Origin of the sequence: Streptomyces sp. ISL-98 (assembly GCF_018614055.1) — a bacterium.
Lineage (GTDB): Bacteria > Actinomycetota > Actinomycetes > Streptomycetales > Streptomycetaceae > Streptomyces > Streptomyces spiramyceticus.
Genome location: NZ_JAGGPB010000032.1, coordinates 164,076 through 179,253, shown reverse-complemented (window position 1 = coordinate 179,253; position 15,178 = coordinate 164,076). Strand labels below are relative to the sequence as shown.

The window sequence follows — 15,178 nt, the reverse complement described above, 5'->3', positions numbered from 1 at the left end:
CGCGGCCGCCCGCCGACCGGACGTGCCGCGCGCCCGGGGAGCGGAGGCGGCAGGTTAAGGGGGGGGCGGGGGTGTGCGGCGCAGCCTCCTAAGGGCAGTTGCCACCGGACAGCGGGGCCGCGGCGGCGGCGGGCGGCCCCGGCCCCCCCCCCCCCCCCCCCCCCAGTCCCCCGACGACCGCGGCCACGCGCCGTGGGCACTGAACCGACGCCACGCGAAGGGAAGCAGCACCTGATGTCACACAACGCCGAACACGCACCGCACCCCCAGACCGGAAGCCCGAATCCCGCGCCCCCTCGCCCCCCGCAGACACCCAGCACCGAATCCGCTGACGCACAGCGTGAGCGCGGCACCACCGCGGACCGCCCCGATCGCCCGCCGGGCCCGGAACTGGTCCCGCAGGGCGAACGGGACAAACTCTCCCTGCGCCTCCAACAGGCCCTGAACAACTTCGTCGACAGCCCACACAAGGCGGTGGAGGAGGCCGACGCCGTCTTCGACGACATCGCCACCCAGTTCACCAACACCCTCACCGAACGGCGCCGCGTCCTGCACGCAAGCTGGCAGGACCAGGACACCGATGCACAGACCGAGGAACTACGGCTCGCGCTCAGGCAATACCGGGAGATCACCGAACGACTGCTGCACATGTCGGCGCCTACCAGTCAGTAACACTGTCCTCCCCGCGGAAACCACTGCCGCCGCAGTGACCGGTGCGTACACCACACCGGTCGGACTGCGGCGGTTGCGTTCTGGAGGCGGGGCCGACGCGCGCTCAACTGCTCCTGCAGAAATCGTGCCTGGGCCGGCGCGTATCGGCCCTTCTCGTCCGGGACGCACAGTTCCATCCGTGCACGAGGGTCCTTCCACGCGACCGTGAAAACGCTCCCGGGACCTCCCAGCGTCCAAGTGCCTGTCATGGTGGCCGCGGGCACAGCCGTACCGAGAACTATGGTGTCCCGCCACATGGGCCGCTGACCTGCGCGTTTCTACGGTGTGGCGACACGGAACGTCCCCGCCAACTGTCCGGAAGTGGTACTCATGGCCGCCCCAGCAACCGCTCCGCCAACGCCCAGTTCACTCAAGCGCATTGTCGCCGCGAGCCTCATCGGGACCACCATCGAGTGGTACGACTTTTTCTTGTACGGGTCCGCCGCCGCTCTGGTATTCAACAAGCTGTTCTTTCCCGGCTCGGACCCCCTCGTCGGGACCCTGCTGTCCTTTCTGACCTACGCCGTCGGCTTCGCGGCCAGGCCGATAGGGGCGCTCGTCTTCGGGCACTACGGTGACCGCCTCGGCCGCAAAAAGCTGCTGGTGCTGAGTCTGCTGGTGATGGGCGGCGCCACCTTCGCGATCGGGCTGCTGCCCACCCACGCCACCATCGGCTCCGCCGCTCCCGTCCTGCTCACCGTGCTCCGTCTGGTGCAGGGCTTCGCCCTCGGTGGCGAATGGGGCGGGGCCGTACTGCTGGTGTCCGAGCACGGGGACGCGGGGCGCCGTGGCTTCTGGGCGTCGTGGCCGCAAACCGGGGCGCCCGCCGGGCAGTTGCTCGCCACCGGGGTGCTCTCCGCGCTGACCGCGCTGCTGTCGGAGTCCGCGTTCCTCGCGTGGGGCTGGCGCATACCGTTCCTGCTGTCCGGCGTGCTGGTGATCGTCGGCCTGTGGATTCGTCTCTCTGTCGATGAATCCCCGGTATTCAAAGCCGCGCTGGCGCAGGCCGAGGCCCGCAAAGGAGCCGAGGCGCGCGCCGACAAGATGCCGATCATCGCTGTCCTGCGCCACCACTGGCGCGATGTGCTGGTCGCAATGGGCGCCCGTATGGCCGAGAACATCAGCTATTACGTCATCACCGCATTCATCCTCGTCTACGCGACGACCGCGGCGGAGCTGAGCAAGCAGACAGCACTCAATGCCGTACTGATCGCCTCCGCAGTCCACTTCGCGGTGATCCCCGCCTGGGGAGCCCTTTCGGACCAGGTGGGCCGCAGGCCCGTCTATCTGCTCGGCGCGATCGGCGTCGGCCTCTGGATGTTCCCGTTCTTCATGCTCATCGACACCAAGAGCTTCGGGAATCTCCTCCTCGCCGTCACCGTCGGACTGGTCTTCCACGGGGCGATGTACGCACCGCAGGCGGCCTTCTTCTCGGAGATGTTCGCGACCCGCATGCGCTACTCGGGCGCCTCCATCGGCGCCCAGTTCGCCTCGGTCGCCGCCGGCGCTCCCGCTCCGCTGATCGCCACCGCCCTCCTCGTGGACTACGGCAGCTCCACCCCGATCGCCCTGCACGTCATCGCAGCCACGCTGATCACGATCGTCGCCGTGGCGTGCGCGAAGGAGACCCGGAACCGGGACCTGGGGGACATCGAGGCCGGACCGGCCCAGGGTATCTCCGATGCCCCGGTCGCCGGTGCTCGTAGCGTCTGAGTCGAGCAGACAGAAAGGCGCGCGTGGAGGCCCTGTAGCCTTCACGCGCGCCTTTGCATGTCCGTCCTCAGCGCGTCACCGCCGACGCCAACCCGTGCAATCGCAACGCCAGTTGGACTTCCAGCGCGCGGGCTGGCGACTGCCAGTCCTGGCCCAGCAGCCTGCCGATCCGTTCCAGGCGCTGCGCCACCGTGTTGACGTGGACGTGGAGTTCGTCCTTCGTACGGGCCGGGCTCATCCCGCACGCGAAGTACGCGTCGAGGGTGCGGATCAGGTCGGTGCCGCGGCGCCGGTCGTACTCGACCACCTCGCCGATCGTGCGCCGGACAAACCCCTCGATGGCGCTGCCGGCGCGGCTGTCCCGGCCGTCCGCGAGCAGCAGGCCCAGGAAGCCGAAGTCCTCCGCCGCCGCGCCCTCCCCCGAGCGACCGAGCAGCCGAAGCGCGTCGAGGCAGCGGCGGGCTTCCTCGTACGCCCCGGCTATCGCACCCGGACGAGCAGCCGGTGCGTCGACCGGCGCCGACGCTCCCACCGTGACGGGCTCGTGCAGCGCGCCGCCCAGGTGCTTCGCGGCCTGCCCGGCGAGGGCCGTCGCACTGTCGCCGGTGCTCAGCGGGAGCAGCAGTACAGTGCCGCCGTCACGGGCCGCGGCCAGGCCGTGCCGGGTCGCCGCCAGGTGCGAGGCGGCGGACCAGAGCCGTTGGCGGTCTGCGCTCTCCCGGTCTGCGGTGGCCGAGTACGGCGCTTCGATGCGGGCCGCGAGGACCACATGGGGCGCGTCGAGGTCGGCGTGCAGCCGGGCTGCACGTTCGTGCAGGAGGCGGGGTTCGCGGTCGGGGGCGTCGAGCAGGTCGTCGAGGAGTTCGCCGCGTACGCGCTGCTCGGCCTCGCCCGCCGAGCGGCGGGCCAGCAGCAGCAACGACGTCACCATGGCGGCGCGTTCGAGCGTGCGCTGGTCGACGGGGTCCAGGGCGGGGTGGCCGTGCAGGACGAGTGCGCCCAGGAGTTCGCCGCCGGCCGAGACGGTGGCGACCCAGTCGTCGCCGCGCCGTACGGCGTGACCGCCGGCCCCGGCGGGATCGACGCCCGTGTCCGTGAACTCGACCGTCCCGTCCAGCACTTCGGAGACCGCGCTCGTGACGTCGTGCACTCCGCCGCCGCGCAGCACCAGTTCGGTGAGCCTGTCGTGCACGTCGGACGCGCGCTCGATGACGCCGCTGCGGTCGCGGATGATCTCGTTGGCCTTCTCCAGCTCGGCGAGCGCCGACCTCGTCTCGGCCAGGAGGTTGGCCGTGTCGATCGCGACGGCGGCGTGGGCCGCGAACGACCCCAGCAGGGCGATCTGTTCGCGTTCGAAGACGCGGGCGCGGCGGTCGGCGGCAAAGAGGACGCCGATCACCTGGCTGCCCAGCGTCAGGGGTACGCCGAGGATCGCGACGAGCCCTTCGTCGCGTACGCCCGAGTCGATGATCCCGGTGTGCTGGAAGCGCGGGTCGTCGAAGTAGCTCTCGGTGGCATAGGGGCGGGCGGTCTGGGCGACGAGCCCGCCGAGGCCCTCGCCCATGCCGAGCCGCAGTTCCTGGAAGCGCGCCGACACGGACCCTTCGGTCACGCGCATGTACGTGTCACCCGCCACCGGGTCGTTGAGGCTGAGGTACGCGACCTCCGTGCCCAGCAGCGAGCGGGCCCGCTGCACGATGGCCGCGAGTACGGCGTCGAGATCACGCAGCCCGGCCAGGTCGTGCGCGGTCTCGTACAGCGCGGACAGTTCGGCCTCGCGACGCCGCCGCCCCTCCAGCTCGGCGCGTACCCGCAGCGCCTGGTGCTTCGCGGCTTCCAGGGCGGCGATCGTCTCGGACGACGCGCCGTCCGCGCGGGCGACCAGCACAGGTCGCTCGTAGGCGTCGGGGGCGGCCCCGCGCGCGAGGAGCTCCAGGTAGGGCGCTTCGCTGCTGCTCTGAGCGTGATCGCGATGAGCGGGGTGATCGGGATGATCGCGGCGGGCGGGTTGATCGGGGGACATGGACACACTCAACCAGCTAGTGAGCGGTCCAGCCGCCGTCGAGGGGCAGTGAAATTCCGGTGATGAACGACGCGTGGGCGCCGCACAGGTAGGCGACCGCTTCGGCGACCTCGTCCGGTTCGACCAGGCGTTTGAGCGCGGAGTCCTTGAGCAGGACGTCGGCCAGGACGCGTTCCTCCGGCAGTCCGTGGGCGGCCGCCTGATCGGCGAGCTGTCGCTGGACGAGCGGGGTGCGTACGTAGCCGGGGCTGACGCAGTTCGATGTGACGCCGTGCTCGGCGCCTTCGAGTGCGGCGGTCTTGGAGAGCCCTTCGAGGCCGTGCTTGGCGGCGACGTACGCCGATTTGTACGCGGAGGCGCGCAGTCCGTGCACGGAGGAGATGTTGACGATACGGCCCCACCGCTGCCCGTACATGTGCGGCAGCGCGCCCCTGATCAGCCGGAACGGGGCTTCGAGCATCACAGTGAGGACGGTGTGGAAGACATCGGGCGGGAACGCCTCGATGGGGCGGACCAGTTGCAGCCCGGCGTTGTTGACGAGGATGTCCGTGCCGGCCGCCGCCTGCTCGGCCGCGTCGAGGTCGGTGAGGTCCAGGGGGTGCGCTTCCACGGCGCCCGTGAGGCCCGCAAGCTCCGCCGCCTGCCCGACGAGGGCGTCGAGCCCCGCCGCGTCCCGGTCCACCGCTCTGACCTTGGCTCCGGCGGCGGCAAGGCGCAGCGCGCAGGCGCGGCCGATGCCTCCCGCCGCGCCGGTGACGAGCGCGGTACGGCCGCCGAGGTCGAGTGCTGCGGCATGGCGTGGGGGTGTGGTGGGCGCGGTCATGCCCACGACCCTAGGCAGCGCTCCGCGTGCGACCGATGTGGCCGCCACCCATACTTCAGGGCTGGAGGGTGGGCTCGAACCATGTGGGTGCGTCGGTGAGCGCCTGCTTGATCCTCAGGTACCCGAACTCGTGGAGTTCCGGGAGCGCGTCCACCGAGAACCAGCCGACCTCCAGCGACTCGTCGTCGTTGACGCGCGCCTCACCGCCGACGGCCCGGCACCGGAAGGTGATGTCCATGTACTGGCACTGGTCGCCGTTCGGGTACTGGACCGGCTGGAGCCCCTGGACGAGGACGACCCGCTCGGCCACGCACCGTACGGCCGTCTCCTCGTACACCTCGCGCTCGGCGGTCGCCGCAGGCTGCTCCCCCGGCTCCGGAATCCCGCCGATGATCGACCACTTGCCGGTGTCGGCGCGACGCCCCAGCAGCACTCTTCCCTCGTCGTCGAAGACGATGGCGCTGACGCCCGGCAGGAAGAGGAGCTGGTGGCCTGCGGTGGCCCGGATCTCGCGGATGAACTCTGGGGTTGGCATGGCCCGACCCTAACGGCCGTCCGTCATGCGGACGTACGCCGACGGGCCCGTGCCCCGAGCAGGACGGCCCAGCCGAGACCGGCCGCGGCGAGCAGTGCCAGTGCCCCTTCGGGGATCGTGCCGAGGCGGGTCGCGGGCGTCAGCGAGGAGCGCAGCGGCACCTCGGCGACCAGCGCGTCCGGCGTGAAGATCTCCGTCTTCTGAACGACGTCGCCGTCCGGCTGGATGACGGCGCTGACCCCGCTCGTGACGGGAACGAGGACGGCCCTGCCGTGCTCGACGGCACGGACCCGGGACATCGCCAGCTGCTGGTATGTCATCTCGCTGCGCCCGAAGGTGGCGTTGTTGCTGGGCACCGAGATGACCTGGGCGCCGCCCATGACGGCGTCCCGCACCGCCCAGTCGAAGGCCGCCTCGTAGCAGGTCGCCAGGCCCACTTTGGTGCCGCCCATGTCGAACACGCCCGGCTTGGTGCCGCGTCCGAAGTCCCGGCGGACCATGTCGACGTAGCTCTCGCTGAAGAACCGGACGACGGGCCTCAGCGGGATGTATTCGCCGAAGGGCTGGATCTGCCGCTTGTCGTACGTGTCCTGGGGGCCGCGCTCGGGGTCCCAAAGAATCTGGGTGTTGCGCAGCGGCCCGGTGTCCGGGGCAACGACCGCGCCGACAGCGATCGGCACGCCGATGGCCTTGGCCGCGTTGTCGATGACCGAGCGGCCGTCTGCGTTGCGGTAGGGGTCGATGTCCGAGGAGTTCTCCGGCCACAGGACGAAGTCCGGCTTCGGCTCCTTGCCCGCCTTGACGTCGTCGGCGAGCTCGACCGTACGCCGCGCGTGGTTGTCGAGGACGGCGCGGCGCTGGGCGTTGAAGTCGAGTCCCATGCGCGGCACATTGCCCTGGATGACCGCCGCGGTGGCGGTCCCGTCCTCGGCTGTGTCGGTGACCAGCGGGCGCGCTGCGAGGGCCGCCGTCACGGGGACGAGTACGGTCAGCGCCGCGAGGGCGGCGGTCCGGCGGGGCAGTTGACCCGTGCTCCGGTGCGTACGGGCCTGGCGCACCAGTTCGTAGAGGCCGAAGCCGCACAGGGCGACCGCGAACCCGAGTACAGGGGTGCCGCCCAGCGCCGCGAGGGGCAGGAAGACGCTGTCCGCCTGGCCGAAGGCGACCTTGCCCCAGGGGAAGCCGCCGAAGGGCACCCGGGCGCGGACCGCCTCGCCCAGGACCCACACCGCGGCGGCCCACACCGGCCAGGCCGGCAGCCGGGTCACGGCGGCGATGCCCACGCAGCACAGTGCGACGAAAACCGCCTCTACTGCGGCGAGCGCCAGCCACGGTCCCGGGCCGACCTCTTCGCCCGTCCAGACAAGGAGGGGAAGGAGGAAGCCGAGCCCGGCCAGATAGCCGAGTCCGAACGCGGCCCGCAGGCGTCGCCCGTACAGGCACCAGGCGAGCAGGGCGAAGCCGGGCAATACCAGCCACCAGAGCGGGCGGGGCGGGAAGCTCGCGTACAGGAGCAGGCCGGACAGTGCGGCGGCCGACGAAGCCACGAGCCGGCGCAGCATTGTTCTCCCGCGGTGGGTGGGGGCGGACTGCGGGGCCAGCTGTGCTGGCTCGTCTACGGCGGTGCGGGTGGCGCTCACGCCGGGGAGTCTACGGTGGCCGGGCGGGGCACCGGGAGTCCGGTCCCGGCGGCTGATGCAACGTTCCTGCGCAATCTGTACACAAACCCGTGTCCCTACCGTTACGGTGTGCGCCAGTCCCTGCCACCGGCCGGATTCAGCCGTGGTGAGCGGGGCCCGTCACATGTCGGGGGGTCGACGGGGATGGCTGCACAGGCCGTACGGTCCGTCGCGCGCGAACGCGGCGGCATCACCGATGGCGCCGGTGTCGTGATCCTGGGCGGCTGCGCCGTCTGGTCGCTGATCGCCGCCACGGGCAGGGACGCCAGGCCGGAGGGCGTCCTGCTCGCCGTGCTCGCCGTCGCCGGGGGTTACGCGTGCGGCCGGATCTGCGGCTCACTGCTGCCGGTCGCCGCCGCGTCTGCCGCTTCCCTCGCCGCACTCTGCCTGGCCGTCGCCTCGCTGCCCGGATCCGGAATGGCCGGTGCAGACCCGGTCACTGCCCCCGGGAGTACGGGCGCGACCGCCGCGCTGCTGGCTCTCGCCTCGGGCGCCGCCTGCTGTGCGGCCTGGGCAGCGCGGCCGTATCCACTACGGCTCGGGCTTCGGCTGCTGGCCCTCGGCATCGCGGTCACGGCGCTGCTGCTCGGCTCTGTCGCCGGGTTCGCGGCGGCGCTCGGCGTACTCCTCTGTTCCCTGGCGGCGGCCCGGGCGCATCGCAGGGCGGTGGGACTGGCGGGGCTGGCGCTGGCGGCGGGACTCGTGGTGGGGGGTTCATGGGCGGTGGCGGAGGATGCGCTGCCCGACGGGCTGACCGTCTCGCTGGAGGGCCGGCTGAGCACGAACCGGGTGCTGCTGTGGCGGGACGCGATCGCTCTGGCAAAGGAGAATCCGGCGCGCGGCACGGGTCCCGACCGGTTCGGCAGGCTGAGCCCGACCGCCCGGCAGACGCCCGGCGCCGACGGCAAGCCCCACTCGGCGCCGTTGCAGCAGGCCGCCGAACAGGGGATCCCGGGGGTCGTGCTGCTGGGCGCCGCGTTCGCCTGGATGCTGTACGGGCTGTGGCGCTCGCCCCGGTCCACACCGGTGGCCCTGACGGCCGCGGCGGCCCTGACCGCGCTGGCGGCCCTGGCTGGCATCGGCAACGCGCTGAGCTTTACGCAGGTGACGGCGGGCGCCGGTCTGCTGGCGGGTCTGGCGACCGCGCGGCAGCTGGGCGAGGACGGGGCGGACGCGGTCGCCGTATCCGGGGCGGGGGCGCGGCCGCGCAGCCGTCAAACGTAGGGAGGTAGGGACGTACAGGTTCATACAGGTGACAGGTACGTCCGTCCGGGGGATCAGGCCCCGGCGGCCTTGCCCGTGGTGCCGAGGCCCAGTCGGCCACGGATAACGCGTACCGCGGTCTGCGCATCGTCCACGGTCACCGAGAACGTCCCGCCGTCCCCGAGCTTGAGGATGACGCCCTCGCCTTCACGGACGATCATGCCGACCCCCAGGTCGGGGCGCCAGCGGTAGCCCCAGCCGCCCCAATGCCGGGGTGTGAGGCTCGGGGCGAATTCGGCGCCCGCCACATGGTCGAGCCGGATACGCCGACGGGGCAGACCCAAGTGGCCGCAGCGCACCTCGACCACATCGCTGTAGACCTTGACCGCCACATGGACGAAAGCCAGGGTCCCGAAGAGCATGAGCACGCCCACCGCGAGGCAGCCGACGATCGACATCACCAGGGGCACATTCGTCCACGAGGCATCGACGGCCAGCACGATGCCGAACGCCAGGCAGGCGACGCCCGCGGTTGCGAGCAGCCACTGTGCGCGGTTGGTCGCGCGACCGGTCCAGATCGGGAGAGCGGGCTTCGCGGCAAGCCCCTCGCCGTTGGGGTGGTCCCTCATGCGTAGCAGCGTACTCACGTTCAGCGTTCCGGGCAGTGCCGCGCCGGGCCCCGGTCAGCGCACGGTGCTGACGGCTTCCAGCAGCCTGCCTTCGGCGTACGCGAGGGCCGGTCCCGGCAGGGCGGAGTCGCTTCCGCCGAGCAGCACGGTGAGCCCGCCGCCGGGCGTGGCCTCGGGGGCGGGCTGCGCCCCGATGCGGCGCAGTGCCTGCGCGGCGACGGCACCGGCGGAGCCGTGCAGCACCACGGGGGGTGCGCCGGGCGGCTGGACGGCGGCGCGGATGCGCTCGGCGACCAGTTCGTAATGGGTACAGCCCAGGACGACGGCCCTTACATCGGCCGGGGTGAGGGCGGCTGCCGCGGCGACGGCCCGGTCGATGGCCTCCTCGTCGGCGTGCTCCACCGCGTCGGCGAGACCGGGGCAGGGCACCTCGGTGACCGTGACGCCATCGGCGAAGTCACGGATGAGGCCTCGCTGGTAGGGGCTGCCCGTGGTGGCGGGGGTGGCCCAGATGGCGATGGGTCCGCCGCCCGCGGCGGCCGGCTTGATCGCGGGCACGGTGCCGATGACCGGAATCCCGGGCTCCAGCTCTGCGCGGAGCGCGGGCAGAGCGTGCACGGAAGCGGTGTTGCAGGCCACGATCAGGGCGTCCGGCCGGTGCGCGGCGGCGGCGCGTGCCACGGCGAGCGCGTGCGCGGTGACATCGGCGGGCGTCCGTGGCCCCCACGGCATGCTGTCGGGGGCGGAGGAGAGGACCAGAGCGGCGTCGGGCCGCAGCCGGCGTACAACGGCGGCCGCTGCCAGCAAGCCGATTCCCGAGTCCATGAGCGCGATCTTCACCCGGTCACCATAGTCGACTGCCCTCCCACCCCGGCCGGGGTGGGGCAGACTTCGGCGGATGAGCGCCATTGCGTGGATTGCTGTGGGATCACTGGCCGCATGGGTGTGGCTGCTGCTGGGCCAGGGCTTCTTCTGGCGTACGGATCAGCGGCTTCCGCAGCGCGCCGAGCCGGACCGTCTGCCCGGCACATGGCCGGATGTCGCCGTTGTCGTACCGGCGCGCGACGAGGCCGAGGTGCTCCCGTCGAGCCTGCCTTCGCTTCTCGCACAGGACTATCCCGGACGGGCGGAGATCTTCCTGGTCGACGACGGCAGTCAGGACGGTACGGGCGCGCTGGCCCGCGAGCTGGCCGCCCGGCACGGCGGGCTTCCGCTGACCGTGGTCTCCCCCGGCGAGCCCGAGCCCGGCTGGACCGGGAAGCTCTGGGCGCTGAAGCACGGCATCGCGCTGGCCCGCGCGCGCGAGCCCGAGACTCCGGAGCCGGAGTATCTGCTGCTGACGGATGCCGACATCGCGCACGGTCCGGACAGCCTGCGCGAGCTGGTGGCCGCCGCCCGCTCCAACAGCCTCGACCTCGTCTCCCAGATGGCGCGGCTGCGCGTGGTCAGCGGGTGGGAGCGGCTGGTCGTACCTGCCTTCGTCTACTTCTTCTCCCAGCTCTACCCCTTCCGGTGGGTGAACAGGGCGGGTGCGCGGACGGCGGCGGCCGCCGGTGGCTGTGTGCTGCTGCGGACCGAGGCCGCGGTGCGGGCGCGGGTGCCGGACTCCATCCGCCACGCGGTGATCGACGATGTGTCACTTGCGCGGGCCGTCCAGCGCAGTGGGGGCAGGATCTGGCTGGGGCTCGCGGAGGGCGTGGACAGCGTGCGCCCCTATCCGCGGCTCGGCGATCTGTGGCGGATGGTGTCGCGCAGCGCGTACGCCCAGCTCCTGTACAGCCCGCCGCTGCTCGCCGGGACGGTCGTGGGGCTCGCGCTGGTATATCTCGCGCCCCCGGTCACGCTTTGCGCCGGTCTGCTGTCGGTTGACGGGATCGCGGCGTGGGCGGGCGGCCTGGCGTGGGCGGTGATGACAGCGACGTACCTGCCGATGCTCCGCTACTACCGGCAGCCGCTGTGGACGGCTCTGCTGCTGCCGATCACGGCGGTTCTGTATCTGCTGATGACCGTCGATTCCGCCGTGCAGCACTACCGCGGGCGGGGCGCGGCCTGGAAGGGGCGTACGTACTCCCGTCCCGAGGCCGCGCCGGAGCGCTGACCGGAGCGTTGAGGCGTCACTTCCTGCCGGGGGTCCAGTTCATGCCCCAGCCGTAGGCGTAGTCGATGGTGCGCTGCGGGCTGACGCCGCGTTCCGGTACGAGATAGCGGGCTTCGCGGCGCACGGTCAGGTCTCCGTCCTCGTTCGTGATGAGGGCGAGCGAGGCGACGGTCGACGGCACGGTGCACTCGTCGAGGGAGAAGTCGATGGGGGCTCCGTGCTGCGGCTGGAGGGTGACCGTGGCGTGCAGATCGGCGAACGAGCGGGCGCCTTCGTACACGGCGACGAAGATGATGACGCGGCGGAGCTTGTCCTTGTGGTCGAGGTTGATGGTGAGGTTCTCGCCGGTGCTGACGGCTCCCGTGCGGTCGTCACCGTCGAGGTGGATGTACGGCGGCTGGTGCAGCGAGCCGAAGGCGTTGCCGAGGGCCTGGACGACTCCCTTGCGGCCGTCGGTGAGTTCGTAGAGGGCGCACAGATCGAGGTCGAGGTCGCTGTGCATGGCGACGGCCCGGCCGAGCTTGGCGCCCCAGCCCTTGAACTGCTTGCGCACCTCCCAGTTGAGGTTCACGCGCATGGTGCCGGTGGTGCCGCCCTGCTTGGCGAGGGAGACGGACGGGGCTTCCTTGGTGAGCGTGATCTTGGTGAGGCGTACGGGGGTGGCGGCGGGGGCCGGAGGGGCCTGGGGCGGCTGGGGCGGCGCGGCCTGGAGCGGCTGGGCCGGGGCTTGGGTGGGCTGAGCCGGCGGCTGGGCGTGGGCCTGGGCCGGCTGCTGGGGCTCGTCGACGCTGATACCGAAGTCCCTGGCCAGGCCTTCCAGGCCGCTGTCGTAGCCCTGCCCCACCGCGCGGAACTTCCACGCACCCTGACGCCGGTAGAGCTCGCCGAGGACGAAGGCCGTTTCGACGGTGGCGTCCTGGCTGTCGAAGCGAGCGAGCTCCGCGCCGTTCGCCATATCCAGGATTCGTACGTAAAGTCCTGGCACCTGCCCGAAGTTGCCGCCGTCCGCCGATGCCGCCACGACAACGGTCTCGACGGACGGCTCCACGCTCGCCAGGTCGACGGAGAGCGTGTCCGTCACGCCGTCCCCGGCGGGCGTCTTGCCGTCGTGCCTGACCGCGCCCGAGGCGTGCGCGGGCTGGTTGTAAAACACGAAGTCCGCGTCGGAGCGGACCTTTCCGGACACCAGCAACAGGGCGGAGGCGTCGACATCCGGCACTCCGGGGCCTGAACGCCATCCCAATTCGACGCGCACACTCGGCGTCGGCACCGGCACATTGGTTCCCTTTAGCATGGACATGCTCGCCCCCATCGCGAGTCCCCCGGTGTCTGAAGTCCGGGCGTCTGAAGATTTCTGTACGGCCAACCTATTGCCCAGCGTTCCACAGACGTCACGGCGGCCGTTTCAAGATCGCCCGCGACCGCGGGTAACCCATGGCCAGGGCGGTCTTTACACGATCCGAACGCCGCGCGGCGACCGATTTTGCCAAGTTCGCTCGGATTAGGGATCCGCAGTCACTCGCAGCATGTAAAACAACCCTCTTATCGGGCTCCCCAACCAGAACATCTTCGGCTTAACTTAGGTGCCATGACGTCCCCCCGCGCCACCTACGGCGGCGGTTACTACTCCGCCCCGTCCTTCCCGGACACCCCGATCTACGACTCCCTGGTCGCAGAACGAGGCACGCCCCAGATTGCTCCTATCCGGGTGCCCTCCGCGTACGACACCGGGAACAGCTACCTGCCGGCACTCCCGGCCGCGCTCCCCGCCCTCCCGTCCGCGCCTTCCCAGTACGCCCCTTCGTACGGTTCGCAGGGTTCATACGGCTCGCAGGGTTCGTACGGGTACCCGCAGCAGGCGGCGCCCCAGCCGATGCCCCTGCAGCACGCGCCCGCGCCGTACATCCCGCAGCAGGCCGCGGCCCCGCGCGGCTACGGCTACCCCGGCCCGCAGCAGCAGCCCCGCCAGGCGGCTGCCACCGGGTACGAGGCGATGCGCCCCGCGGCGCAGCGTCCTGTGCCGGCGGCCGGGCCGTACGAGGACCCGTACAACCGTCAGTACCAGGGCCGGGGGTACTGACCGGCCGCACGGATGTCAGACCTGGCTGGCAGGATTGACCGCATGCCGAATCCAGTTCTCCATGCGGTCCATGTCTATCCGGTCAAGTCGCTGGCGGGGTGTGCGCCGGGCGAGGTGAAGGTCGAGCCCTGGGGACCGGCCGGGGACCGCAGATGGATGCTGGTCCACCCGGACGGCAAGGTGGTCACCCAACGACCCCAGCCGAGCCTGGCACTGGCGCGCGCCGAGCCGCTGCCGGACGGCGGGATCCGGCTGTCCGCGCCCGGGCGGGAGACCCTCACCGTTGCCGTGCCCGAGCCCGCCGGCACTACATGCGTGGAGATCTGGAAGGACAAGGTCGAGGCTGTAGAGGCGGCTGCGGGGGCGCACGCCTGGTTCAGCGACTATCTGGGCACCGAGGTGCGGCTCGTCCATCTCGACGATCCGGCGAGCCGCCGTGCCATCGATCCGGATTACGCGAAGCCGGGCGAGACCGTGAGTCTCGCCGACGGCTATCCCCTGCTGGTCACCACACTCGCCTCGCTCGACGCTCTCAACTCCCTGATAGCCCAGGGCGACCACGCCGACGAGGGCCCGCTGCCGATGAGCCGGTTCCGGCCGAACGCGGTGGTGGACGGAGCCGCGCCGTGGGCCGAGGACGACTGGAAGCGGATCGCGATCGGCGAGGTCAGCTTCCGGGTGGCCAAGCCCTGCGGCCGCTGTGTCGTCACGACCACCGACCAGCGGACGGCGGAGCGTGGCAAAGAGCCGCTGCGCACGCTCGCCAGGCACCGGCGCTCGGGCGACAAGCTGCTTTTCGGTCAGAATCTGGTGCCCGAGAACACCGGGACCATCCGCGTCGGCGACCCGGTGGAGATACTCGAATAGCCTCCCCCCGCCCGGGAACCCGCCGGGGCGGCAGGCGCGTTGAAGGGGCGGACGCGGAAGGGGGTGCGGACCGTGCGAACGGCAGTCGGCGTCTGGCGTCGGCGGCACAGTCCCCTGTGCCGCCCGACCGATCTCGTCGAGGCATGGGTGGCATTCGCCGCCGTGCTGCTCATCGCTGTGGCCGCCCCGGCCGTGGGCTGGATCTGCGGTTCGCTCACCGGCGAGTCGCTACACCGGTCGGTACGCATCCAGCACGAGCAGCGCCACCCGGCGACGGCCGTCGTCGTCCGTGCCGCGCCCTCCCCCGCCGCTGCCCCCGACCCCGAAATCTCCTCGGAGCGCGCTACGCACACCCGGGTCGTCGCCAACTGGATGGCGTACGACGGAAGCCGGCACAGCGGGACGGTTTTCATGAGCGAGCGGTCCCCGCGGCCGGGCGACCGGTTCCGGATATGGACGGACGCGCAGGGCCGGTCCGTCCAGCGCCCGCTGGACGGTGCCACGGCCTCCGCCCACGCCGCTCTCGCGGGGCTCGGCGCGGGAGCGGCCACCGCGGGGCTCGTCGAAGGCGGCAGGCGCCTGGTCGTATGGCGCCTCACGCAGCGGCGGTACGCCCGCCTCGACGAGGCATGGGCAGAGGCAGGTCCCGACTGGGGGCGTACGGGCGCGGGCAGCTAGGGCCTGTCAAATTCCCGGCGTCCGCCCGAAGGGCTGGGGGCACCTCCCGGCCGAAGGCTGGGGGAGGGAGTTTGACGACAGGCCCTAGAGCCCGGCTCCCAAGCATCAGTGACCTGTCAACTCCCCGTCGCCGCGCGCG

At 71.6% G+C, this 15,178-nt stretch carries 14 protein-coding genes; 7 read left to right on the top strand and 7 right to left on the bottom strand.

The features are described 5' to 3' along the window. Positions 1 to 234: 234 nt before the first annotated feature. A complete protein-coding gene (locus tag J7I98_RS21955) occupies positions 235 to 672 on the top strand; it encodes a hypothetical protein (protein ID WP_214923016.1) in 438 nt (145 codons plus the stop codon). 369 nt (positions 673 to 1,041) lie between these two features. Beyond that, complete coding sequence (locus tag J7I98_RS21950; RefSeq protein ID WP_214923011.1) at positions 1,042 to 2,424, top strand: MFS transporter; 1,383 nt, start codon at positions 1,042 to 1,044, stop codon at positions 2,422 to 2,424. A gap of 67 nt (positions 2,425 to 2,491) precedes the next feature. Here the strand turns inward: J7I98_RS21950 and J7I98_RS21945 are convergent, their stop codons facing one another. Genes J7I98_RS21945 through lnt form a run of 4 tightly spaced genes read right to left on the bottom strand, consistent with a single transcriptional unit; the run spans position 2,492 to position 7,445 of the window. Further along, entirely contained in the window at positions 2,492 to 4,447 is a 1,956-nt protein-coding gene (locus tag J7I98_RS21945; RefSeq protein ID WP_214923004.1) for a GAF domain-containing protein, read from the bottom strand. Between the two features lie 16 nt (positions 4,448 to 4,463). Beyond that, positions 4,464 to 5,270 (bottom strand): 3-hydroxybutyrate dehydrogenase, encoded by an 807-nt coding sequence (locus tag J7I98_RS21940; protein WP_214923002.1) that lies wholly within the window; start codon positions 5,268 to 5,270, stop codon positions 4,464 to 4,466. Positions 5,271 to 5,325: 55 nt separating this feature from the next. Further along, the gene (locus tag J7I98_RS21935) at positions 5,326 to 5,805 is read right to left on the bottom strand and encodes an NUDIX domain-containing protein (RefSeq protein WP_214922994.1); all 480 of its coding nucleotides are present in this window, start codon (positions 5,803 to 5,805) and stop codon (positions 5,326 to 5,328) included. A 23-nt stretch (positions 5,806 to 5,828) separates the two neighbouring features. Further along, positions 5,829 to 7,445, bottom strand: a complete 1,617-nt coding sequence (lnt, locus tag J7I98_RS21930; protein ID WP_308377884.1) for an apolipoprotein N-acyltransferase — start codon at positions 7,443 to 7,445, stop codon at positions 5,829 to 5,831. Positions 7,446 to 7,628: 183 nt separating this feature from the next. Here lnt and J7I98_RS21925 point away from each other — a divergent pair, with 183 nt between their 5' ends. Beyond that, positions 7,629 to 8,708: an O-antigen ligase gene (locus tag J7I98_RS21925; RefSeq protein WP_214922992.1), complete on the top strand. Its 1,080-nt coding sequence runs from the start codon at positions 7,629 to 7,631 to the stop codon at positions 8,706 to 8,708. Positions 8,709 to 8,761: 53 nt separating this feature from the next. On the opposite strand, the gene J7I98_RS21920 is transcribed toward J7I98_RS21925, so the two are convergent. Then, positions 8,762 to 9,316 carry a hypothetical protein gene (locus J7I98_RS21920; protein WP_214922990.1) on the bottom strand — a complete coding sequence of 185 codons (555 nt, stop codon included), beginning with the start codon at positions 9,314 to 9,316 and terminating at the stop codon, positions 8,762 to 8,764. Positions 9,317 to 9,370: 54 nt separating this feature from the next. Then, entirely contained in the window at positions 9,371 to 10,156 is a 786-nt protein-coding gene (locus tag J7I98_RS21915) for a glutamate racemase (protein WP_214922987.1), read from the bottom strand. A 58-nt stretch (positions 10,157 to 10,214) separates the two neighbouring features. Between J7I98_RS21915 and J7I98_RS21910 the strand changes: the two genes are divergently transcribed. Then, positions 10,215 to 11,414, top strand: a complete 1,200-nt coding sequence (locus tag J7I98_RS21910) for a glycosyltransferase (RefSeq protein WP_214922973.1) — start codon at positions 10,215 to 10,217, stop codon at positions 11,412 to 11,414. 16 nt (positions 11,415 to 11,430) lie between these two features. Here J7I98_RS21910 and J7I98_RS21905 read toward each other — a convergent pair whose 3' ends face one another. Continuing rightward, positions 11,431 to 12,726 (bottom strand): TerD family protein, encoded by a 1,296-nt coding sequence (locus J7I98_RS21905; RefSeq protein ID WP_214922965.1) that lies wholly within the window; start codon positions 12,724 to 12,726, stop codon positions 11,431 to 11,433. Positions 12,727 to 13,002: 276 nt separating this feature from the next. Here J7I98_RS21905 and J7I98_RS21900 point away from each other — a divergent pair, with 276 nt between their 5' ends. The 3 genes from J7I98_RS21900 (at position 13,003) to J7I98_RS21890 (ending at position 15,039) form a co-directional block, all read left to right on the top strand. Continuing rightward, positions 13,003 to 13,494, top strand: coding sequence for a DUF6643 family protein (locus J7I98_RS21900; RefSeq protein WP_214922963.1), 492 nt, complete (start codon positions 13,003 to 13,005; stop codon positions 13,492 to 13,494). Between the two features lie 42 nt (positions 13,495 to 13,536). Continuing rightward, a complete protein-coding gene (locus J7I98_RS21895) occupies positions 13,537 to 14,361 on the top strand; it encodes an MOSC domain-containing protein (RefSeq protein WP_214922956.1) in 825 nt (274 codons plus the stop codon). 72 nt (positions 14,362 to 14,433) lie between these two features. Continuing rightward, positions 14,434 to 15,039 (top strand): hypothetical protein, encoded by a 606-nt coding sequence (locus J7I98_RS21890; protein ID WP_214922943.1) that lies wholly within the window; start codon positions 14,434 to 14,436, stop codon positions 15,037 to 15,039. Positions 15,040 to 15,178: the final 139 nt, after the last annotated feature.